Origin of the sequence: Propioniciclava soli (assembly GCF_014858005.1) — a bacterium.
Classification (GTDB): Bacteria; Actinomycetota; Actinomycetes; order Propionibacteriales; family Propionibacteriaceae; genus Propioniciclava; species Propioniciclava soli.
The window spans coordinates 478,470-493,831 of sequence record NZ_JACYOT010000004.1 but is presented as its reverse complement, the minus strand read 5'-3'; the positions used below and the strand labels follow the sequence as shown (position 1 = coordinate 493,831).

The 15,362-nt window shown below is 72.6% G+C and carries 15 protein-coding genes; 2 read left to right on the top strand and 13 right to left on the bottom strand.

What is annotated here, in order from left to right; genetic code table 11:
- Window positions 1–288: 288 nt before the first annotated feature.
- The 6 genes from IFY26_RS04995 to IFY26_RS04970 all read right to left on the bottom strand — a co-directional run bounded on the left by IFY26_RS04995 (window position 289) and on the right by IFY26_RS04970 (window position 6,980).
- Complete coding sequence (locus IFY26_RS04995) at window positions 289–1,101, bottom strand: lysophospholipid acyltransferase family protein (RefSeq protein ID WP_232547884.1); 813 nt, start codon at window positions 1,099–1,101, stop codon at window positions 289–291.
- On the bottom strand, window positions 1,086–1,757 hold the full coding sequence (gene rpe, locus IFY26_RS04990) for a ribulose-phosphate 3-epimerase (RefSeq protein WP_232547883.1): 672 nt from the start codon (window positions 1,755–1,757) through the stop codon (window positions 1,086–1,088). Before rpe ends, IFY26_RS04995 begins: the two co-directional genes overlap by 16 nt.
- A gap of 26 nt (window positions 1,758–1,783) precedes the next feature.
- A complete protein-coding gene (locus IFY26_RS04985) occupies window positions 1,784–3,232 on the bottom strand; it encodes an alanine/glycine:cation symporter family protein (protein WP_232547882.1) in 1,449 nt (482 codons plus the stop codon).
- Window positions 3,233–3,854: 622 nt separating this feature from the next.
- Window positions 3,855–5,195 carry an RsmB/NOP family class I SAM-dependent RNA methyltransferase gene (locus tag IFY26_RS04980; RefSeq protein ID WP_232547881.1) on the bottom strand — a complete coding sequence of 447 codons (1,341 nt, stop codon included), beginning with the start codon at window positions 5,193–5,195 and terminating at the stop codon, window positions 3,855–3,857.
- Window positions 5,195–6,148 (bottom strand): methionyl-tRNA formyltransferase, encoded by a 954-nt coding sequence (gene fmt / locus IFY26_RS04975; RefSeq protein ID WP_232547880.1) that lies wholly within the window; start codon window positions 6,146–6,148, stop codon window positions 5,195–5,197. The genes IFY26_RS04980 and fmt overlap by 1 nt, the downstream gene beginning before the upstream one ends.
- A 10-nt stretch (window positions 6,149–6,158) precedes the next feature.
- Window positions 6,159–6,980, bottom strand: a complete 822-nt coding sequence (locus IFY26_RS04970; RefSeq protein WP_232547879.1) for an HAD-IIA family hydrolase — start codon at window positions 6,978–6,980, stop codon at window positions 6,159–6,161.
- 70 nt (window positions 6,981–7,050) lie between these two features.
- On the opposite strand from IFY26_RS04970, the gene IFY26_RS04965 reads away from it, so the two are divergent.
- Together IFY26_RS04965 and IFY26_RS04960 are read left to right on the top strand one after the other, a co-directional pair.
- Window positions 7,051–7,431 carry a PTS glucitol/sorbitol transporter subunit IIA gene (locus IFY26_RS04965; protein ID WP_232547878.1) on the top strand — a complete coding sequence of 127 codons (381 nt, stop codon included), beginning with the start codon at window positions 7,051–7,053 and terminating at the stop codon, window positions 7,429–7,431.
- Entirely contained in the window at window positions 7,424–8,749 is a 1,326-nt protein-coding gene (locus IFY26_RS04960; protein ID WP_232547877.1) for a sn-glycerol-1-phosphate dehydrogenase, read from the top strand. Before IFY26_RS04965 ends, IFY26_RS04960 begins: the two co-directional genes overlap by 8 nt.
- Before the next feature lie 29 nt (window positions 8,750–8,778).
- On the opposite strand, the gene IFY26_RS04955 is transcribed toward IFY26_RS04960, so the two are convergent.
- From IFY26_RS04955 to pyrF, 7 genes are all read right to left on the bottom strand, one after another.
- Window positions 8,779–10,746 (bottom strand): primosomal protein N', encoded by a 1,968-nt coding sequence (locus tag IFY26_RS04955; protein ID WP_232547876.1) that lies wholly within the window; start codon window positions 10,744–10,746, stop codon window positions 8,779–8,781.
- 60 nt (window positions 10,747–10,806) lie between these two features.
- A complete protein-coding gene (metK, locus tag IFY26_RS04950) occupies window positions 10,807–11,997 on the bottom strand; it encodes a methionine adenosyltransferase (protein ID WP_232547875.1) in 1,191 nt (396 codons plus the stop codon).
- The gene (gene coaBC / locus IFY26_RS04945; protein ID WP_232547874.1) at window positions 11,994–13,220 is read right to left on the bottom strand and encodes a bifunctional phosphopantothenoylcysteine decarboxylase/phosphopantothenate--cysteine ligase CoaBC; all 1,227 of its coding nucleotides are present in this window, start codon (window positions 13,218–13,220) and stop codon (window positions 11,994–11,996) included. The genes metK and coaBC overlap by 4 nt, the downstream gene beginning before the upstream one ends.
- 22 nt (window positions 13,221–13,242) lie before the next feature.
- Entirely contained in the window at window positions 13,243–13,581 is a 339-nt protein-coding gene (gene rpoZ, locus IFY26_RS04940) for a DNA-directed RNA polymerase subunit omega (RefSeq protein ID WP_269779066.1), read from the bottom strand.
- 37 nt (window positions 13,582–13,618) lie between these two features.
- Window positions 13,619–14,176 (bottom strand): guanylate kinase, encoded by a 558-nt coding sequence (gene gmk / locus IFY26_RS04935; RefSeq protein ID WP_416046556.1) that lies wholly within the window; start codon window positions 14,174–14,176, stop codon window positions 13,619–13,621.
- Window positions 14,167–14,478, bottom strand: a complete 312-nt coding sequence (gene mihF, locus IFY26_RS04930; protein ID WP_232547872.1) for an integration host factor, actinobacterial type — start codon at window positions 14,476–14,478, stop codon at window positions 14,167–14,169. Before mihF ends, gmk begins: the two co-directional genes overlap by 10 nt.
- Window positions 14,479–14,554: 76 nt before the next feature.
- Window positions 14,555–15,361 (bottom strand): orotidine-5'-phosphate decarboxylase, encoded by an 807-nt coding sequence (gene pyrF / locus IFY26_RS04925; RefSeq protein ID WP_232547871.1) that lies wholly within the window; start codon window positions 15,359–15,361, stop codon window positions 14,555–14,557.
- Between the last annotated feature and the right edge of the window lies 1 nt (window position 15,362).

Here is a 15,362-nt window from a genome sequence, read left to right as displayed (position 1 = left end):
CATCACGACGCCATCTTCGCGCGCGACCTCCCGCCCGCGCTGCCGAACGCGCGCATCTGCCGCACTGCGGTTGTAGTCGGCGAAGCGGCAGTCGGGTGTCCAGCAGGGTTTACTCGGTCCGCCTCAGTTCGCATGAGCAGGCCCGGGTCGAGGCGGTCGCCGAGGCGCGGCACCTGCCCGCCTCAACGCTGGTGCGCTCATGGATCCTGGACCGGCTGGATTCGGAGAGAATCGCCTGAGCGCCAAGTGACGTGGCCGCGCGCCTCGAGGGGGGCATGTCACCCGGCGTCAGGACGGAGAGTGCCGGCGGCCTTTGGTGCCATCCCAGACACCGGCGGCGGGGCGGACCTCACGGCGCAGATCCTCTACGAGCGCCGTGATCGCCTCCATGATGCGGTCGGTGGCCTCGCGCAGGGCGGCGGCATCGTCCTGGCGTCCGATGAGGTCGTCGAGCGGAACCGGATCGCCCATCACGACGCGGACCTTGCGCTTCGGGACGATGCGCGGCACGGTGAGCCGGCGTCCGGGCATGACCTCATGGGTGCCCCAGTGGCCGACCGGGATCACGGGGACGCCGGTCGCGAGCGCCAGGCGCGCCACGCCGGTGCGGCCCCGCTGGGGCCACAGCTCGGGATCGCGCGTGCGCCCGCCCTCGGGATAGATCGCGACGCACTCCCCCGCCTCCAGCGCGGCGCGCGCGTTCGCGAGGCCGTCCTTGGCGCGCGAGGTGTAGCGGTCGATCGGGATCTGCCGGCAGCGGCGTCCGAGCCAGCCGATGGGCCATACGTTCCACAGCTCAGCCTTGCCGAGGTAGCGCGGCCAGCGGCCCGACCAGATCAGGTAGCGGCCGACGGCCAGCACGTCGAGATAGCTGACATGGTTGGCCACGACGAGGACGCCCTCGCCCTGGGGCGGCAGCGCGGCCGCGTCGTCCCACACCTCGCGCGTACCGAGGCGCATCACGAAGCCGACCAGTTGGCCGAGGTGGCGATAGGTGGGGCCCTCCCCCGGCGGGGTGGGCGTGCGGAGCGGCTCCCGGCTGCGGGCGACGCCGGACGCGTCCGCTGCGGCGTCGCGCCGCCGGCTCAGTGGGCTGCGCACCGGGCGTCCGCGATCTCGGTGAGGTGACGCACCATGGCGTCCGGGTCGTCGGCGCGGAAGACGGCGGAGCCGGCGACGAACACGTCGGCGCCGGCGTCCACGCACCGCTCGATGGTGGACTCGGACACGCCGCCGTCCACCTGGATCCAGATCTCCTGCCCGGACGCCCGCACCAGGTCGCGCGTGCGGCGGATCTTGCCGAGTTGGTTGTCGAGGAACGACTGGCCGCCGAAGCCGGGGTCGACGGTCATGACGAGCACCATGTCGAACTCGGTGAGCAGATCGGCCAGCGGCTCGACCGGGGTCTGCGGACGCAGCGCGATGGCCGCGCGCGACCCCAGCTGCCGGATCTGCCGGGCCGTCCGGATCGGCGCCGCCGACGCCTCGAGGTGGAACGTGACCGACTCACACCCCGCCTCGGCGTAACCCGGGGCCCACCGGTCGGCCTCTTCGATCATGAGGTGGATGTCGAGGAAGAGCTCCGGGTGGTTGGCCCGGATGCTCTCCACGACGGGTAGCCCGAGGGTGAGGTTGGGCACGAAGTGGTTGTCCATGACGTCCACGTGGATGCCGTGGGCGCTCGGGATGCGCGCCAGCTCGCCGTCGATGCCGGCGAGGTTGGCGTTGAGGATGCTCGGGTGGATGCGATTGGCCACCCGAGCAGCCTAGCGATCGCCGCGGGTCAGGAGGTCACCCTGGTGGGCGACGCCTCGCGCCACATGTCACCGGGGACCGCCTTGTCCAGCTTGCTGCCCGGTTCGATGACCAGCGTGCGCTCCATCGGGGGAAGACCCTTCTGGGCGTCGAAGTCCTTCAGCGCCTCGACGGCGCGCACGCCCAGGAAGGCGAGCGCGGTCAGGTTGATGACGGCCATGACGGACATGGCGACGTCGGCCAGCGACCACACGGTGCCGAGCTCCTGCAGCGCGCCCCAGAACACCGCGCCCACGGCCAGGGCCCGCGTCGCGTAGTTCGCCACGCGGCCGCCGCCGATGAAGTCCTGGTTGACCTCGGCGTAGGTGTAGTTGCCCAGCACCGAGCTGAAAGCGAACACAAAAATCAGCACGGCCATGACCGGCGCGACCCACGTGCCCAGCTCGGACGCCAGCGCCGTCTGCGTCAACGTGGCCGAAACGTCGCGCTGCGTGACACCGGGGGTGTAGACGTCCGGTGCCGACAGCAGGATCATCAGCGCGGTCGCGGTGCAGATGATGATCGTGTCGACGAACACGCCCGCGGATTGGATGAGGCCCTGCTGCACCGGGTGGGACGCGTTGGCGGTGGCCGCCGCGTTGGGTGCGGAGCCCATGCCGGCCTCGTTGGAGAACATGCCGCGGCGCACGCCGTTCAGCAGCGCGGCGAGGATGCCGCCGGCCGTGCCGGCGAGCGCCTGGTCCAGCCCGAACGCCCCGGCGAAGATCTGGCCCACGGCCTCGGGGATGTCACCGGCGCGGACGACGAGGACGGCCACGGCCAGCAGCACGTACACCAGCGCCATGCCCGGCGCGAGGAACTCAGCGACGCGGGCGACCGACTTGATGCCACCGAAAATGATGACGCCGGCCAGCAGGGTGAGCACGATGGCCGTCCAGAGGGGCTCGATGCCCCACGTGCCCTGCACCACGCCGGCGATCGTGTTGGCCTGCACCATGTTGAAGGCGAAGCCGAACGTGAAGATGAGCGCCACCGCGAAGACGATGCCGAGCCAACGAACGCCCATGCCCGCCTGGATGTAGTAGGCCGGGCCGCCGCGGAAGGTGTGGTCCTCCCCGTGGCGGATCTTGTAGAGCTGCGCCAGGGTCGCCTCGATGAACGCGGTCGCCATGCCGAACAGGGCCATGACCCACATCCAGAAGATGGCACCCGGGCCGCCGAGGGTCAGCGCGACGGCGACGCCGACGATGTTGCCGGTGCCGACGCGGGAGGCCAGCGAGATGGCGAAGGCCTGGAAGCTGGAAACTCCCTGGCCGGCATTGCCACGGGAGGAGAAGATCGTGCGCCACATCGTGCCGAAGTGGCGGAACTGCACGCCACGGGTGAGGACGGTGAAGAGCACACCGGCGGTCAGCAGGGTGACAATGAGCACCCAGCCAAGCGATTCGTTGAGCCAGGCGATGATCTCGTCGATCATGAGGGCACCCCCTTTCAGGAAATCGTGGGCCGGACGTCGGACCGTGGAGAAACGTTAGACAGACCGTGTTCCGCTCATGTTTCAGTCCGCAGGGTGAGCATCGACGCTTTCCGTGGCCTTTCTCCCGGGGTGCCGTCCCGTCATCGCTGGTCCGAGGCTGCCGTGCCGTGGCCACAGAGCCCTGTGGTGTGGTGGGGACACCCTCCCAGACTCACCCGGCGCACGCCACCCCCACGTGGCGCACCTGGGGATCATCTGGCGCAGTGGAGCTCACGTGGAGGGCCTTGGACGGGCCGCCACGTGAGCTCCACTGCGCCAGGTGGCTCCGAGGTGCGCCACGTGATCCCCAGGTGCGCCACGTGATGGGGTCGTGGGGCGCGTCCGGGACGCCTCCTTGCACGCTGGTGCCGGTCGAATCGCCCCAGATACAAGGCAACGGCGACGAAAAGGCTGCACTCGATCACACGAGCGGGCCACCAACATCAGTCCCACTGATGTGGTGCAAAATCGAGTGCCGCCTTTTCGTCGCGCGGCCGTGTCGCCGCACCCGACGGGGCGACGAGGTGAGCTGACGGCGGCGCTCCCGGGCGGGGTCGACGCCGACGGACGTGCGGCACCAGCGTCAGCGCGCGTCCTTGCGCAGCATCGCCAGGAACATCGCATCGGTGCCGTGCCGGTGGGGCCACAGTTGCACGAACGGCCCCGACGCGGTGTGGGCGACACCGGGCAGCAGGGCGGGGGCGTCAAGAATCGTCACGTCCTCCCGGGACGCCGTGACCGCCGCGACCACCTCGCTGGTCTCGGCTCGGTGCGGCGAGCAGGTCGCGTACGCCACCACACCGCCGGGGGCGGCGGCGTCCAGCGCCGAGCCGAGCAGGGCGCGTTGCAGCGGAACGAGATCAGCCAGGTCGGCGGGGCTGCGCCGCCACCGCGACTCCGGGCGCCGGCGCAGCGCTCCGAGCCCGGTGCAGGGGACGTCGGCGATCACCCGGGCGAAGGTGGCCGGACGCCACGCCGGCCGCGTGCCGTCGGCGGCGAGCACCACCGGCACGTTCGGCTCCGGGTAGGCGCGCAGCGCCTGGGCGACGAGCTGGGCGCGGTGCGGGAGCCGCTCGGCGGCCAGCAGCAGCTCGTCGCGCTCGCGGGCGAGGCCGGTGAGCAGCGCCGCCTTGCCGCCCGGCCCGGCGCACAGGTCGAGCCACGGGCCGGCGGGGGCGTCCGCCTGGGCCAGCGCCCACGCCACCAACTGGCTCCCCTCGTCCTGGACGCCGGCGCGGCCCTCGCGAACGGCGGGGACGTCCGCGGGGTTGCCGGCGCGGCGGGCGCCGAAGGGTGAGTACGTGGTGGGCTCGCCGTCGAGTTCGTCGACCCGGGCCAGACCGGGCCGCACCACGAGATGCGGCACGGGGGTGACGTTGTTGGCGGCCAACGCGGCCTCGGCCTCCTCCCCCAGGAGATCGACGTGGGCGTCGACGATCCAGCGGGGGTGGTGGGTCCGCAGGGCGAGGGCGTCCAGGGGGTCGAGGCCCACGGAGAGGTGGTCGATCCACCCCGGCAGGTCGCGGGCGGCGACCTTGCGGAGCACCGCGTTGGTCAGGCCCGCCACGCGCTCGCCGACCTCGGCCGCGGCAAGGTCGACCGTCGCGGCGAGAGCGGCGTGGCTCGGCACGCGCATGCCGAGCAGCTGGTGGGCGCCGAGGCGCAGGGCGTCGCGCAGCGGGGGGTCGAAGGTGTCGCGTCCCGAGGCGGCGGTGAGGATGCGGTCGTAGGTTCCCTGCAGCCGGCACGTGCCGAACACCAGCTCGGTGACGAAGGCGGCGTCGCGAACCGGCAGGCGCGCCTCCCCCAGCACCTTGGCGGTCTCGAGGTTGGCGTAGGCGCCCTCGCTCACTGCGCGGAGGGCGGTGAACGCGGCCCGGCGCGCGGCGTCCGGACGCCGGCGGCGCAACGTGCGGTTCGGCATCAGGCCCTCGCTTCTGCCGGGCCCGCTGAACCGGGTGCGATGTCGAAGCCGCGCCCGGATCCGTGCAGGCCGCGGCCCCAGTCGGCTCCGGCCATCTCCTTGCGGCCCTGGGGCTGGACGCGGAGCAGCTCCAGCGCGCCCGCGCCGGTGCCGGCGAGCACGCGGCGCTTCTCGGCGCGGATCTCCCCCGGCGCGAGATCACCGACGTCGACGGGCCGAGCCAGCGCCACGGTGAACCGCTGGCCGTCCAGGGTCGTCCAGGCCATCGGCTCGGGTGAGCAACCGCGGATCAGCCGGTCGAGATCGATGGCCGGACGCCGCCAGTCAAGCTCTGCCTCCTCGACGCTCAGCTTGGGGGCGACGGTGACGCCGGCGTCTTCCTGCGGACGCGGCTCGGCGTCCCCGAGGGCGTCGATGGTCTGCAGCAGCAGGCGGGCCCCGGAATCGGCCAGGGTGGCGAGCACGTCGCCGGCCGTCTCCGTGCCGGCCAGCGGAAGCTCGAGGGTGTGGTGGACGGGGCCGGCGTCCAGCTCGCGCACGAGTCGGAACGTCGTGGCACCGGTGACGGTGTCGCCGGCCATGATGGCCCGTTGCACGGGGGCCGCGCCCCGCCAGCGGGGCAGCAGGGAGAAGTGCAGGTTGATCCAGCCGTGGGCCGGGATGTCGAGGACGTGTTGCGGCACGAGCGCGCCGTAGGCGACGACGGGGCAGGCGTCCGGCGCGAGGTCGCGGAGCGTGGCGACGAAGTCGGCATCCTTGGGATGCACGGGCTTGAGCACGGGCAATCCCTGATCGGCGGCCCATTGCGCGACGTCGCTGGGCACGGGACGGCGGGACCGGCCGCGGGGGGCGTCCGGCCGGGTGACGACGGCGACCACCTCGTGTTCGGAGGCGAGGAGGGCCGCCAGCGACGGCACAGCGACGGCCGGGGTACCGGCGAAGACGAGACGCACGGCGTCCACCCTAGCTGCGCTGGTTCGTTCTCCCCTCCGGGAGCAGGTGGTCGATGCGTTCCACGACCCAGGTGGGGCGCTGGTCGGGCGGCCGGGCCGCGACGTCGTCGCGGGTGGACTCGCCGGTGAGCACGAGGGCGGAATCCATGCCGGCGTCCAGCGCCATCTGGATGTCGGTGTGCAGCCGATCGCCCACCATGAGGCAGCGCGACGGGTCGAGGTCGTGGCCCCGGAGCGCCTCGGCGAGCATGAGCGGCGACGGCTTGCCGAGGCTCACCGCGCAGGTGACGCCGGTGCAGGCCTCGATGGCGGCCGTGATGGCCGCGCAATCGGGCTCGCCGCGTCCGCCGGGAAAGGGGCAGAACCGGTCGGGGTTCGTCTGGATCAACACCGCCCGGCGATGGAACCACAGCGCGTCGAATGCGATCTGGAGCTTGCGGTAGTCGAACGTGCGGTCGTAGGACGCGACGACGACGTCGATCTCGGCCGGATCCTCCGACAGCCGGAAGCCCGCCTCGCGCAGCGCCCGGCACAGCGGCTCCTCGCCGAGGACGAACAGGACGGCGTCCGGGTGGTGCTCACCGAGCCACCGCGTGGTGGTGACGAGGGTGTTGGCGATGTCGGCCACCGGCGTGGGCAGGCCCAAGCGGGCCAGCTTGTCGGCGTACATCGCCGGATCGCGGGTCGGGTTGTTCGACAGGAAGCGGACCAGCTTGCCCCGCTCCCGGAGCGTCTGCACCAGATCGGACGCGCCGGGCAGCAGCTCGTCACCGAGGTAGATCGTGCCGTCCAGGTCGAAGACGTAGGCGTCGTAGAAGGTGGTGGGTCGCATGGGTCCTCCGTTCGGGCACCAGCCTGCCAGCCGCACCGCCGCGGGCCCACCACTGGCTAGGCTGACCCCGATGAGAAGGGAGCCGCCGATGGCCTACGTCACGACTGTCATCGAGGTCGGTCACGACGCCGATGCCACGCTCGACGAGGGCCTCGCGCTGACGTTCGGAGCAGATGTTCCCGACGCGTTGCGGCCGTTCTGCTTCATCGTCGAGAACGCCGCGATGGAGGGGGATCTCGTCGCCGGCCAGCAGGTGCTGATCGGCGACCAGGCCTGGACGCTGACCGCGGTCGGCTCCGTGGCCCGCAAGAACCTGGCCGACCTGGGGCACGTCACGATGGTGTTCGACGGCAAGGAGTCTCCTCGCCTGCCCGGCGCCCTGCACCTCGGGGGGGTGGACGAGACACCCGCGCTGGGTCTCGGCGTCACGGTGGTGTTCGGTCATGAGTGACGCCCTGGACGCTGCGTTGGCGCGGGCGACCGACACCCGGGACGTGGTGGTCGGCCGCGGCGTCCTGACGGAGGCGGGACGCCGGATCGCCGACGTCCTCGGGCAGGGGCCCTACGTGGTGGTCGCCGACGAGAACACCTGGGCCGTCGCCGGCGAGGCGCTCACCGCCTCGCTGCGCGCGGCAGGGTGCGCGCTGGCCGAGCCCCTGGTGTTCCCGGGCCGCCCGGCGCTGTACGCCTCCTACGACAACTGCCTCACCGTGGGCGAGCGGCTGGGGGACGCCACAGCGATCGCGCTCGGGGCGGGAACGCTCAACGACCTGAGCAAGCTGGCCTCGCACGAGCACGGCCGGCCCTACGCCGTGGTCGGCACGGCGGCGTCCATGGACGGGTACACCGGTTTCGGTGCGCCGATGGAGGCGGACGGCGTCAAGATCACCCGGCCCTGCCCCGCTCCGGCGGTGGCGGTGCTGGATCTGGACGTGGTGGCGGCCGCGCCGGGCTTCCTGACGGCGTCGGGGTATGGGGACCTGGCGGCGAAGATCCCCGGCGGCGCCGACTGGATCCTCGCCGACGTCACGGAGGTGGAGCCCATCGACACCGCCGTGTGGGGCATGGTGCAAGGTGGTGTCGCCATGGCGTTGGCCCGGCCGAGCGATCTGGCGGCCGGCGATCCGGACGCCTTCGCCGGCCTGGTCGAGGGGCTCGCGCTCTCGGGTCTGGCGATGCAGGCCTACGCCGGAACGCGACCGGCGTCCGGTGCGGAGCACTACTTCAGCCACCTGTGGGAGCTGGATCACCTGGGCGCCGACCTCGACCCGCCGCTGTCGCACGGGTTCAAGGTGGGTATCGGGTCGCTGGCGATGTGCGCGTTCCACGAGGTGCTGGTGGAGCGCGATTTCGCTGCCATCGATCTGGAGGCTGCCGCCGCAGCGCGGACGCCGTGGGACCGGATCGAGGCCGACATCCGCGACACGTTCACCGGGGCCCTGGCCGACAATGCGGTGAAGGAGACGCGGGCCAAGTACGTGACCGGCGATGATCTGGTGGCGCGGCTGCGCCCGCTGGTGGATGACTGGCCCTCGGTGCGCGAGCGGCTCCGGACCCAGCTCGTGACCAGCGCCGAACTCGCCGGCATGCTGGCCGCCGCCGGAGCCCCGTCGCGTCCGGAGGACATCGGCCTGACGGCGGCCGACGTCCGGGCGACGTTCCCACGCGCCATGTACTACCGCTCCCGGTACACCGCGCTCGACGTGGCCTGGGAGCTGGGGTTGTTCCAGGAGTTGGTGGACGACACCTTCACGCGCCTCTGGGTCTGAGCCCACCACCCTGCTGACCCGATCTCGGATCAGCCGATCGCCGCCGGATCGACGCGGAGCCGGACGGACCCCGGGGCCTTGCGCGACGAGCGCTCGGCCAGGTAGCCCTTCAGGGCGCCAACCAGCTCGGACGCCTCGGCCACCGGGGCCCGCAACGTCAGCCGCCAGGCGTCGTCCTCCGGCAAGGGCACGGGGCCGAAATGCTCCACCCCCGTCACCGGACGCCATGCCGCCTCCGCGTCGGTGAGCGCGGCCTGCGGACCGTCCAGCGTCACCAACCGCGCCGCGGGCGGAAAATGCGTCTCAAAGCGCTCGGCAAGCTCGCGCTCGGCGAACCCGGCCGGATCCAGGCGCACCAGCGCCTGCACGGCGCGGGCCTCCGGCTCCCCGACCACCGTCACGGTGCCGCCCTCGGCCGCCGGCCGCACCAGCGCGCACACCGCCAACCAGCGCCGCAACGCCTCCTCTGCGGCCCGCAGGTCGGGACGCCCCAGCATGAGCCCGGCGTCCATCAGCACCGCCGCCGCGTACCCCGCCGACGGGAACGGCTCGGCGCCCGGTGTCGCCAGCACCAGCGCCGGGGCGTCGTCCACCGCGTCCACCAGGTGCCCCGACCACGACGTCACCACCCGCACCTGCGGGAACGCCCGGCCCAGTTCTTCGGCCGTCCGCGTCACCCCGACCCGTGGCGCCCGCAGCCGCCCGTCACCGCACTCCGGGCACGCCCACACCCCCTCCAGTGGCCCGCACAGCGCGCACGCCACCGCGAATCCGTCCCGAGCCCGGTCACCCCGCAGCGGCTGGGAGCAGTTCGGGCACCGCGCCAGCGTCCGGCAGCGCTGGCACGCCAGCGCCGGGGCATACCCCGCCCGCGGCACCTGCAGCAGCACGGGTCCGGACGCCAACCCGGCACGGATCACGCCGAACACGTCCCTCGGCAATCGGGCGGCGTGGGCATCCGGATCGCGCTCCAGCGCACGGTCGGTGTCCGCGGCGACGCGCACCGCCGGGCCCAGCCGGCGCGCCTCCTGCGCCGGCACCCCCAGCGGCACCAGCCAGCCGCGCTCCACGAGGGCCTGCACCTCCGCCGTCCGCCCGAACCCCGCGAGCAACAGCGCGCACCGCTCCCGGGACGCCCGCAGCACGGCCACCTCTCGGGCGTGCGGGTAGGGCGCGCGCGGCTCGGCCAAGGAGTCGTTGCCCTCGTCCCACACCACCACCAGCCCCAGGTCGTGCACCGGCGCGAACACGGCCGCGCGCGTCCCGATCACCAGCCGGACATCCCCGCGCGCCACCGCCAGGAAGTTCCGGTACCGGGCCGCCGGGCCGGCGTCCGCAGCCAGCGTCGCGAAACTCCCCGCCCCCAACACGTCGGTCAACCGCGCCGACAGCCGGGCCAACGCGTCGGCGTCCGGCACCACGACGATCACGCCGCGCCCGGACGCCAGCGCCGCCCCCACCGCGTCGGTCAGCCCCCCGGCCCAGTCCCCCGGCCCCCCGAAGACGCCGACCGGGTTCCACACCGCGCGCAGCGGCTCGCCGCGCCGCACCCCGGCGAGATACCGCTCCCCCGCGGCCGAGCCACCCAGCACCCCCGGCAGCACCTCCCACCGGGGTTGCGGACGCTCCGGCGGCTCAGCCTTCTCGGTGGCGGCGTGCCGGGGCGGCACGGCCAGCCGCACGACGTCGGAGAACGTGCCGCCCCAGTGGTCGGCGACGGCTCGCACCAACCCCGCCACCGCCGGGCTCAGCACCGGCTCCGGTGACGTCACCCGCTCCAACGGCGCCAGCTTCGCGTCCACCTCGGTGGTGTCGGCGACCTCCAGCACCCAGCCGTCGCGCAGGCGTCCGGCGAACTTCACGCGCACCCGCACGCCAGGCGTCACGTCGGCGGCCATCGCCTCCGGCACGAGATAGTCGAACGGACGGTCCAAGTGGGCCAACGGCACGTCCACGGCCACGCGCGCGATGCGCAGGTGGTCGGGTTCGGTGGGCATGCACGCGATCCTAGGCTCAGACTCCGACAATCGGACGCCGGCGCCGATCCGCCCGCGGGCTCAGCCCCGGACGGCCGCGGCGAGGGCGTCCGCGCGGTCGGTCCGCTCCCAGGTGAACTCGGGCAACTCGCGGCCGAAGTGGCCGTAGTTGGTCGTCTTCGAATAGATCGGCCGCAGCAGGTCGAGGTCCCGGATGATCGCGGCCGGGCGCAGGTCGAAGGTCGCCAGCACGGCGTCGTTGATCTGCTCCACCGGCACCTGCTCGGTGCCGAAGCACTGCGTGTAGAAACCCACCGGGTGGGCGCGGCCGATGGCATAGGCCACCTGCACCTCGCACCGCTCGGCGAGCCCCGCGGCCACCACGTTCTTCGCCACCCAGCGCATCGCATAGGACGCCGAGCGGTCCACCTTCGACGGGTCCTTGCCCGAGAACGCCCCGCCCCCGTGGCGGGCCATGCCGCCGTAGGTGTCGACGATGATCTTGCGGCCCGTGAGCCCCGCGTCGCCCATGGGGCCGCCGATGATGAACTTGCCCGTCGGGTTGACGAACGTCTTCTTGTCACCAGAGGCGATCGCGTAGTCGGCCAGCACCGGGTTCACGACATTCTCGACGAGGGCCGACTTGATGATGCCGTCACGCCACGCGTCCTCGGTGTGCTGGGTCGACACGACGACCGTGTCCACCCGCACCGCCTGGTCGCCGTCGTACTCGATCGTCACCTGCGTCTTGCCGTCGGGCAGCACCCAGGGCAGAATCCCCTCGCGACGCACGAGGGCGAGCCGCTCCGACAGCCGGTGGGCGATGTCGATCGGCAGCGGCATCAGCGACGGCGTGTCGGTGCACGCGTAGCCGAACATGAGGCCCTGGTCACCGGCACCCTGCAGGTCGAGATCCTCCACCCCGGTGCCGTCGCGCGACTCCTCCGCCCGGTCGACGCCCTGCGCGATGTCGGGGCTCTGGTTGCCCAGCGACACCAGCACGCCGCACGACTTGCCGTCGAATGACGCCCCGGCGTGGTCGTAACCCGTCGCCAGGATCCGCTGCCGCGCGATGCCCGCGATGTCGGCGTACGTCTCGGTCGACACCTCACCGGCGACCACCACGGTGCCCGTCGTCACCAGCGTCTCCACCGCGACCCGCGACCGCGGGTCGTCGGCGAGCAGCGCGTCGAGGACGGCATCGCTCACGGAGTCGGCCAGTTTGTCGGGGTGGCCTTCGGTCACCGATTCCGACGTGAACAGACGGCTCAACGGTCCTTCTCCTTCTCCGACGCCACGACGGCGTCCCAGATGCGGTGGGCGATCACGGACTTGTCGCCGGCGGCCTCGCCCACGACGCCCTCGGCGGACACGATGACCACGCTGTTCTCCGCCCGGCCGAACACCGCGCCCCCGCTCACGTCGTTGCAGACGAGCAGGTCGCAGCCCTTGCGCGCCAGCTTGGCGCGGCCGAGCGCGACCAACGCGTCGGCCGACGCCGCGGTCTCCGCCGCGAAGCCCACGATCGTCTGCGGACGCGGCCGGTGACGGCTCAGCGTGGCGAGCACGTCGGTGGTCTGCACCAGGTCGATGCTCAGCCCGGCGTCGCCGTCCTTCTTGATCTTCCCCTCGCTCGGCCGCGCGGGGGTGAAGTCGGCCGGCGCGGCAGCCATGACGAGGGCGTCCGCCTCGCCGGCCAGGCCGGTCATGGTGTCTGCCAGGTCGGCGGTCGACGACACCCGCTGCACCTGCACCCCCGCGGGCAGCGCGGCGGTGACGTGCGCGGCCACCAGCGTCACCGTCGCGCCGCGCAGCGCCGCGGCGCGCGCCAGGGCGACGCCCTGCAAGCCGCTCGCGGCGTTGCCGAGAAAGCGGACGGGGTCGAGAGCCTCGTGGGTGCCGCCGGCGCTGACCACCACATGGCGGCCGTCCAGGTCGCGGCGCCGCACGGCGTCCACCGTGGCCGGGTCGTCCAGCAGCGAGGTCGCCACCGCGACGATGTCCACCGGCTCGGGCAGCCGCCCCGGGCCGGAATCGGCGCCGGTCAGGCGTCCGTCGGCCGGATTCATGACGATGACACCCCGCTCCCGCAGCGTCGCCACGTTGGCCCGGGTCGCCGGGTGCAGCCACATCTCGGTGTGCATCGCCGGCACCATGAGCACCGGGCAGGACGCGGTGAGCAGGGTGTTCGTCAGCAGGTCGTCGGCCCGTCCGGACGCCGCCCGCGCGAGCAGGTCGGCGGTCGCCGGCGCCACGACCACCAGCTCGGCCTGCCGGCCCAGCCGCACGTGGGGCACCTCGTGGACGTGCTCGAAGACCCCGGTCGCCACCGGACGCCCCGACAGGGCCGCCCACGTGGCCTCGCCCACGAACATCAGCGCGTTCGGCGTCGGCACGACCGTGACCTCGTGGCCGCCCTCGGACAGCCGACGGAGCACCTCGCACGCCTTGTAGGCGGCGATTCCCCCGGAGACCCCGAGGACGATGCGGCTCACGCTGGCGTCAGACGGCCGGCGCTCAGGCCAGGTCGTCGGGGTCGAACGGGTCGAACGAGAACTCGGGGTCGCTCTCGGCCGCGGCGCGGGCCTGCGCCTCGGCCTCGGGGTCGATGTCGCCGCACTCCAGCAGGTCGGAGTTGATCTCGCGCAGCGCGATCGTCAGCGGCTTCTCCTGCACGGTGGTGTCGACCAGCGGGCCAACGTTCTCCAGCAGGCCCTCACCGAGCTGGCTGTAGTACGCGTTGATCTGCCGCGCGCGCTTGGCGGCGAACAGCACCAGGCGGTACTTGGAGTCGACCTTGGTCAGGAGCTCATCGATCGGGGGATTCGTGATCCCCTCGGGAACATGCGTGCTCATTCAACCTTCTCGCAAATGTGGGATGGGGGGCTTGTGACTACAAGCCCAGCAAGCTTACCAGCTGCCCGACGGTGCCCTCGACATCGTCGTTGACGACCACGTGGTCGAACTCCTGGGCCGCGTCCAACTCCACCTTGGCGGTCTGCAACCGGCGCTCCACCTGTTCGCTGGTCTCCGTGCCCCGGCCGGCGAGGCGCCCCACCAGGGTGTCCCAGTCCGGCGGAGCCAGGAACACCGAACGCGCCTCCGGGAGCGCCTTGCGCACCTGGCGGGCCCCGGCCAGGTCGATCTCCAACACCACGACGCGGCCGGCGTCCGCCGCGCGACGCACCGGCTCCGCCGGCGTCCCGTAGCGGTGGCGGCCGTGCACGACGGCCCACTCGAGCAGGCCGTCGCCGGCGACGAGCGCATCGAAGTCGCTCTCGCTGACGAAGTGGTAGTGGCGGCCCTCGACCTCACCGGGGCGCGGCGGGCGCGTCGTCGCCGACACCGACACCCAGATCTCGGGGTGCGCGGCGACGAGGTGTGACACCACGGTTCCCTTGCCCACACCGGCGGGCCCGGAGATGACCGTGATGCCGGAACTCACTTGAATTCGGCCTTCAGGCCGGCCACCTGGTGGCGGCCGAGCCCGCGGACGCGACGGTTCGACGCGATGTCGAGCCGCTCCATGACCGCCGCGGCACGCTTCTCCCCCACGTGCGGCAGCGACTTCAGCAGGTCGACGACCTTGACGTGGGCGAGCACCTCGTCGCCGCCCGCGACGTCGAGCGCCTCGGACAGCGACAGGGCGCCGGTGCGCACCTTCGCCTTCAGGTCCGCTCGGACGCGGCGCGCCTGCGTCGCGGCCGCACGGGCAGCCTGGAGTTGTTCAGTGGTGAGCTGCGGAATGGACACGTCGGGCTCCGTCATGGTCGTTCTGGGGCTGTTCTGGCATCCCACCCGAAAGGGCGGGTACCCGAAAGGGTAGCAATCACTGTGCCCCGAAGGCGCGCGCCCGTGCCACGAGCGCCGACGTGTCGGGCCCGGCACCGAGGATGCCGCGCCCCACCATCGGCAAAACGTTTGCATACGCCGGCCCGAACAGGTCGGGCAGGTCCGCCACGGCACCGCCCTGCGCCCCGATGCCGGGCACCAGGATCGAGCCGTTGAAGTCGCCGACGTCGCACCCCAGCGAGTCGTGCGTCCCGCCCACCACCAGGCCGATCGCGCGCGTCCGAGCCGAGGTGTTGAGGGCCTTGGCGGCGTCGATGATCTCCTGGACCACCGACCCCTCCTGCCCCAGGGCGAGCTGGACGCCGGCCCCCTCCGGGTTCGACGTCCGGGCCAGCACGTACACACCCCGGTCGGACGCGATCGCCGCCTCGAACGCCGGCATGAGGGAGGCGAACCCCAGGTAGGGCGACAGGGTCACCGCGTCGCCGGCCAGCGGGGAGTCGTCGGTCAGGTAGGCCTGCGCGTAGGCGCGCATGGTGGAGCCGATGTCGCCGCGCTTGGCGTCCACGATCGAGAGCGCCCCGGCGGTGCGGATGTCGGCCAGCACACGCTCCAGCACGGCCACGCCTGCCGAACCGTACGCCTCGAAGAAAGCCGACTGCGGCTTGAACACGGCCACCGACTCCCCGAGCGCCGCGACCACGCCCCGGGCGCACTGCTCCAGGCCGGCCACCGACACGGGCAGCCCCCACGCCTGCAACACCCCGGGGTGGGGGTCGATGCCGACGCACAGGTTGCCCCGTTGGGCCGTGATCTCCTTCAACCGCTGCCGATACGTGGGCACG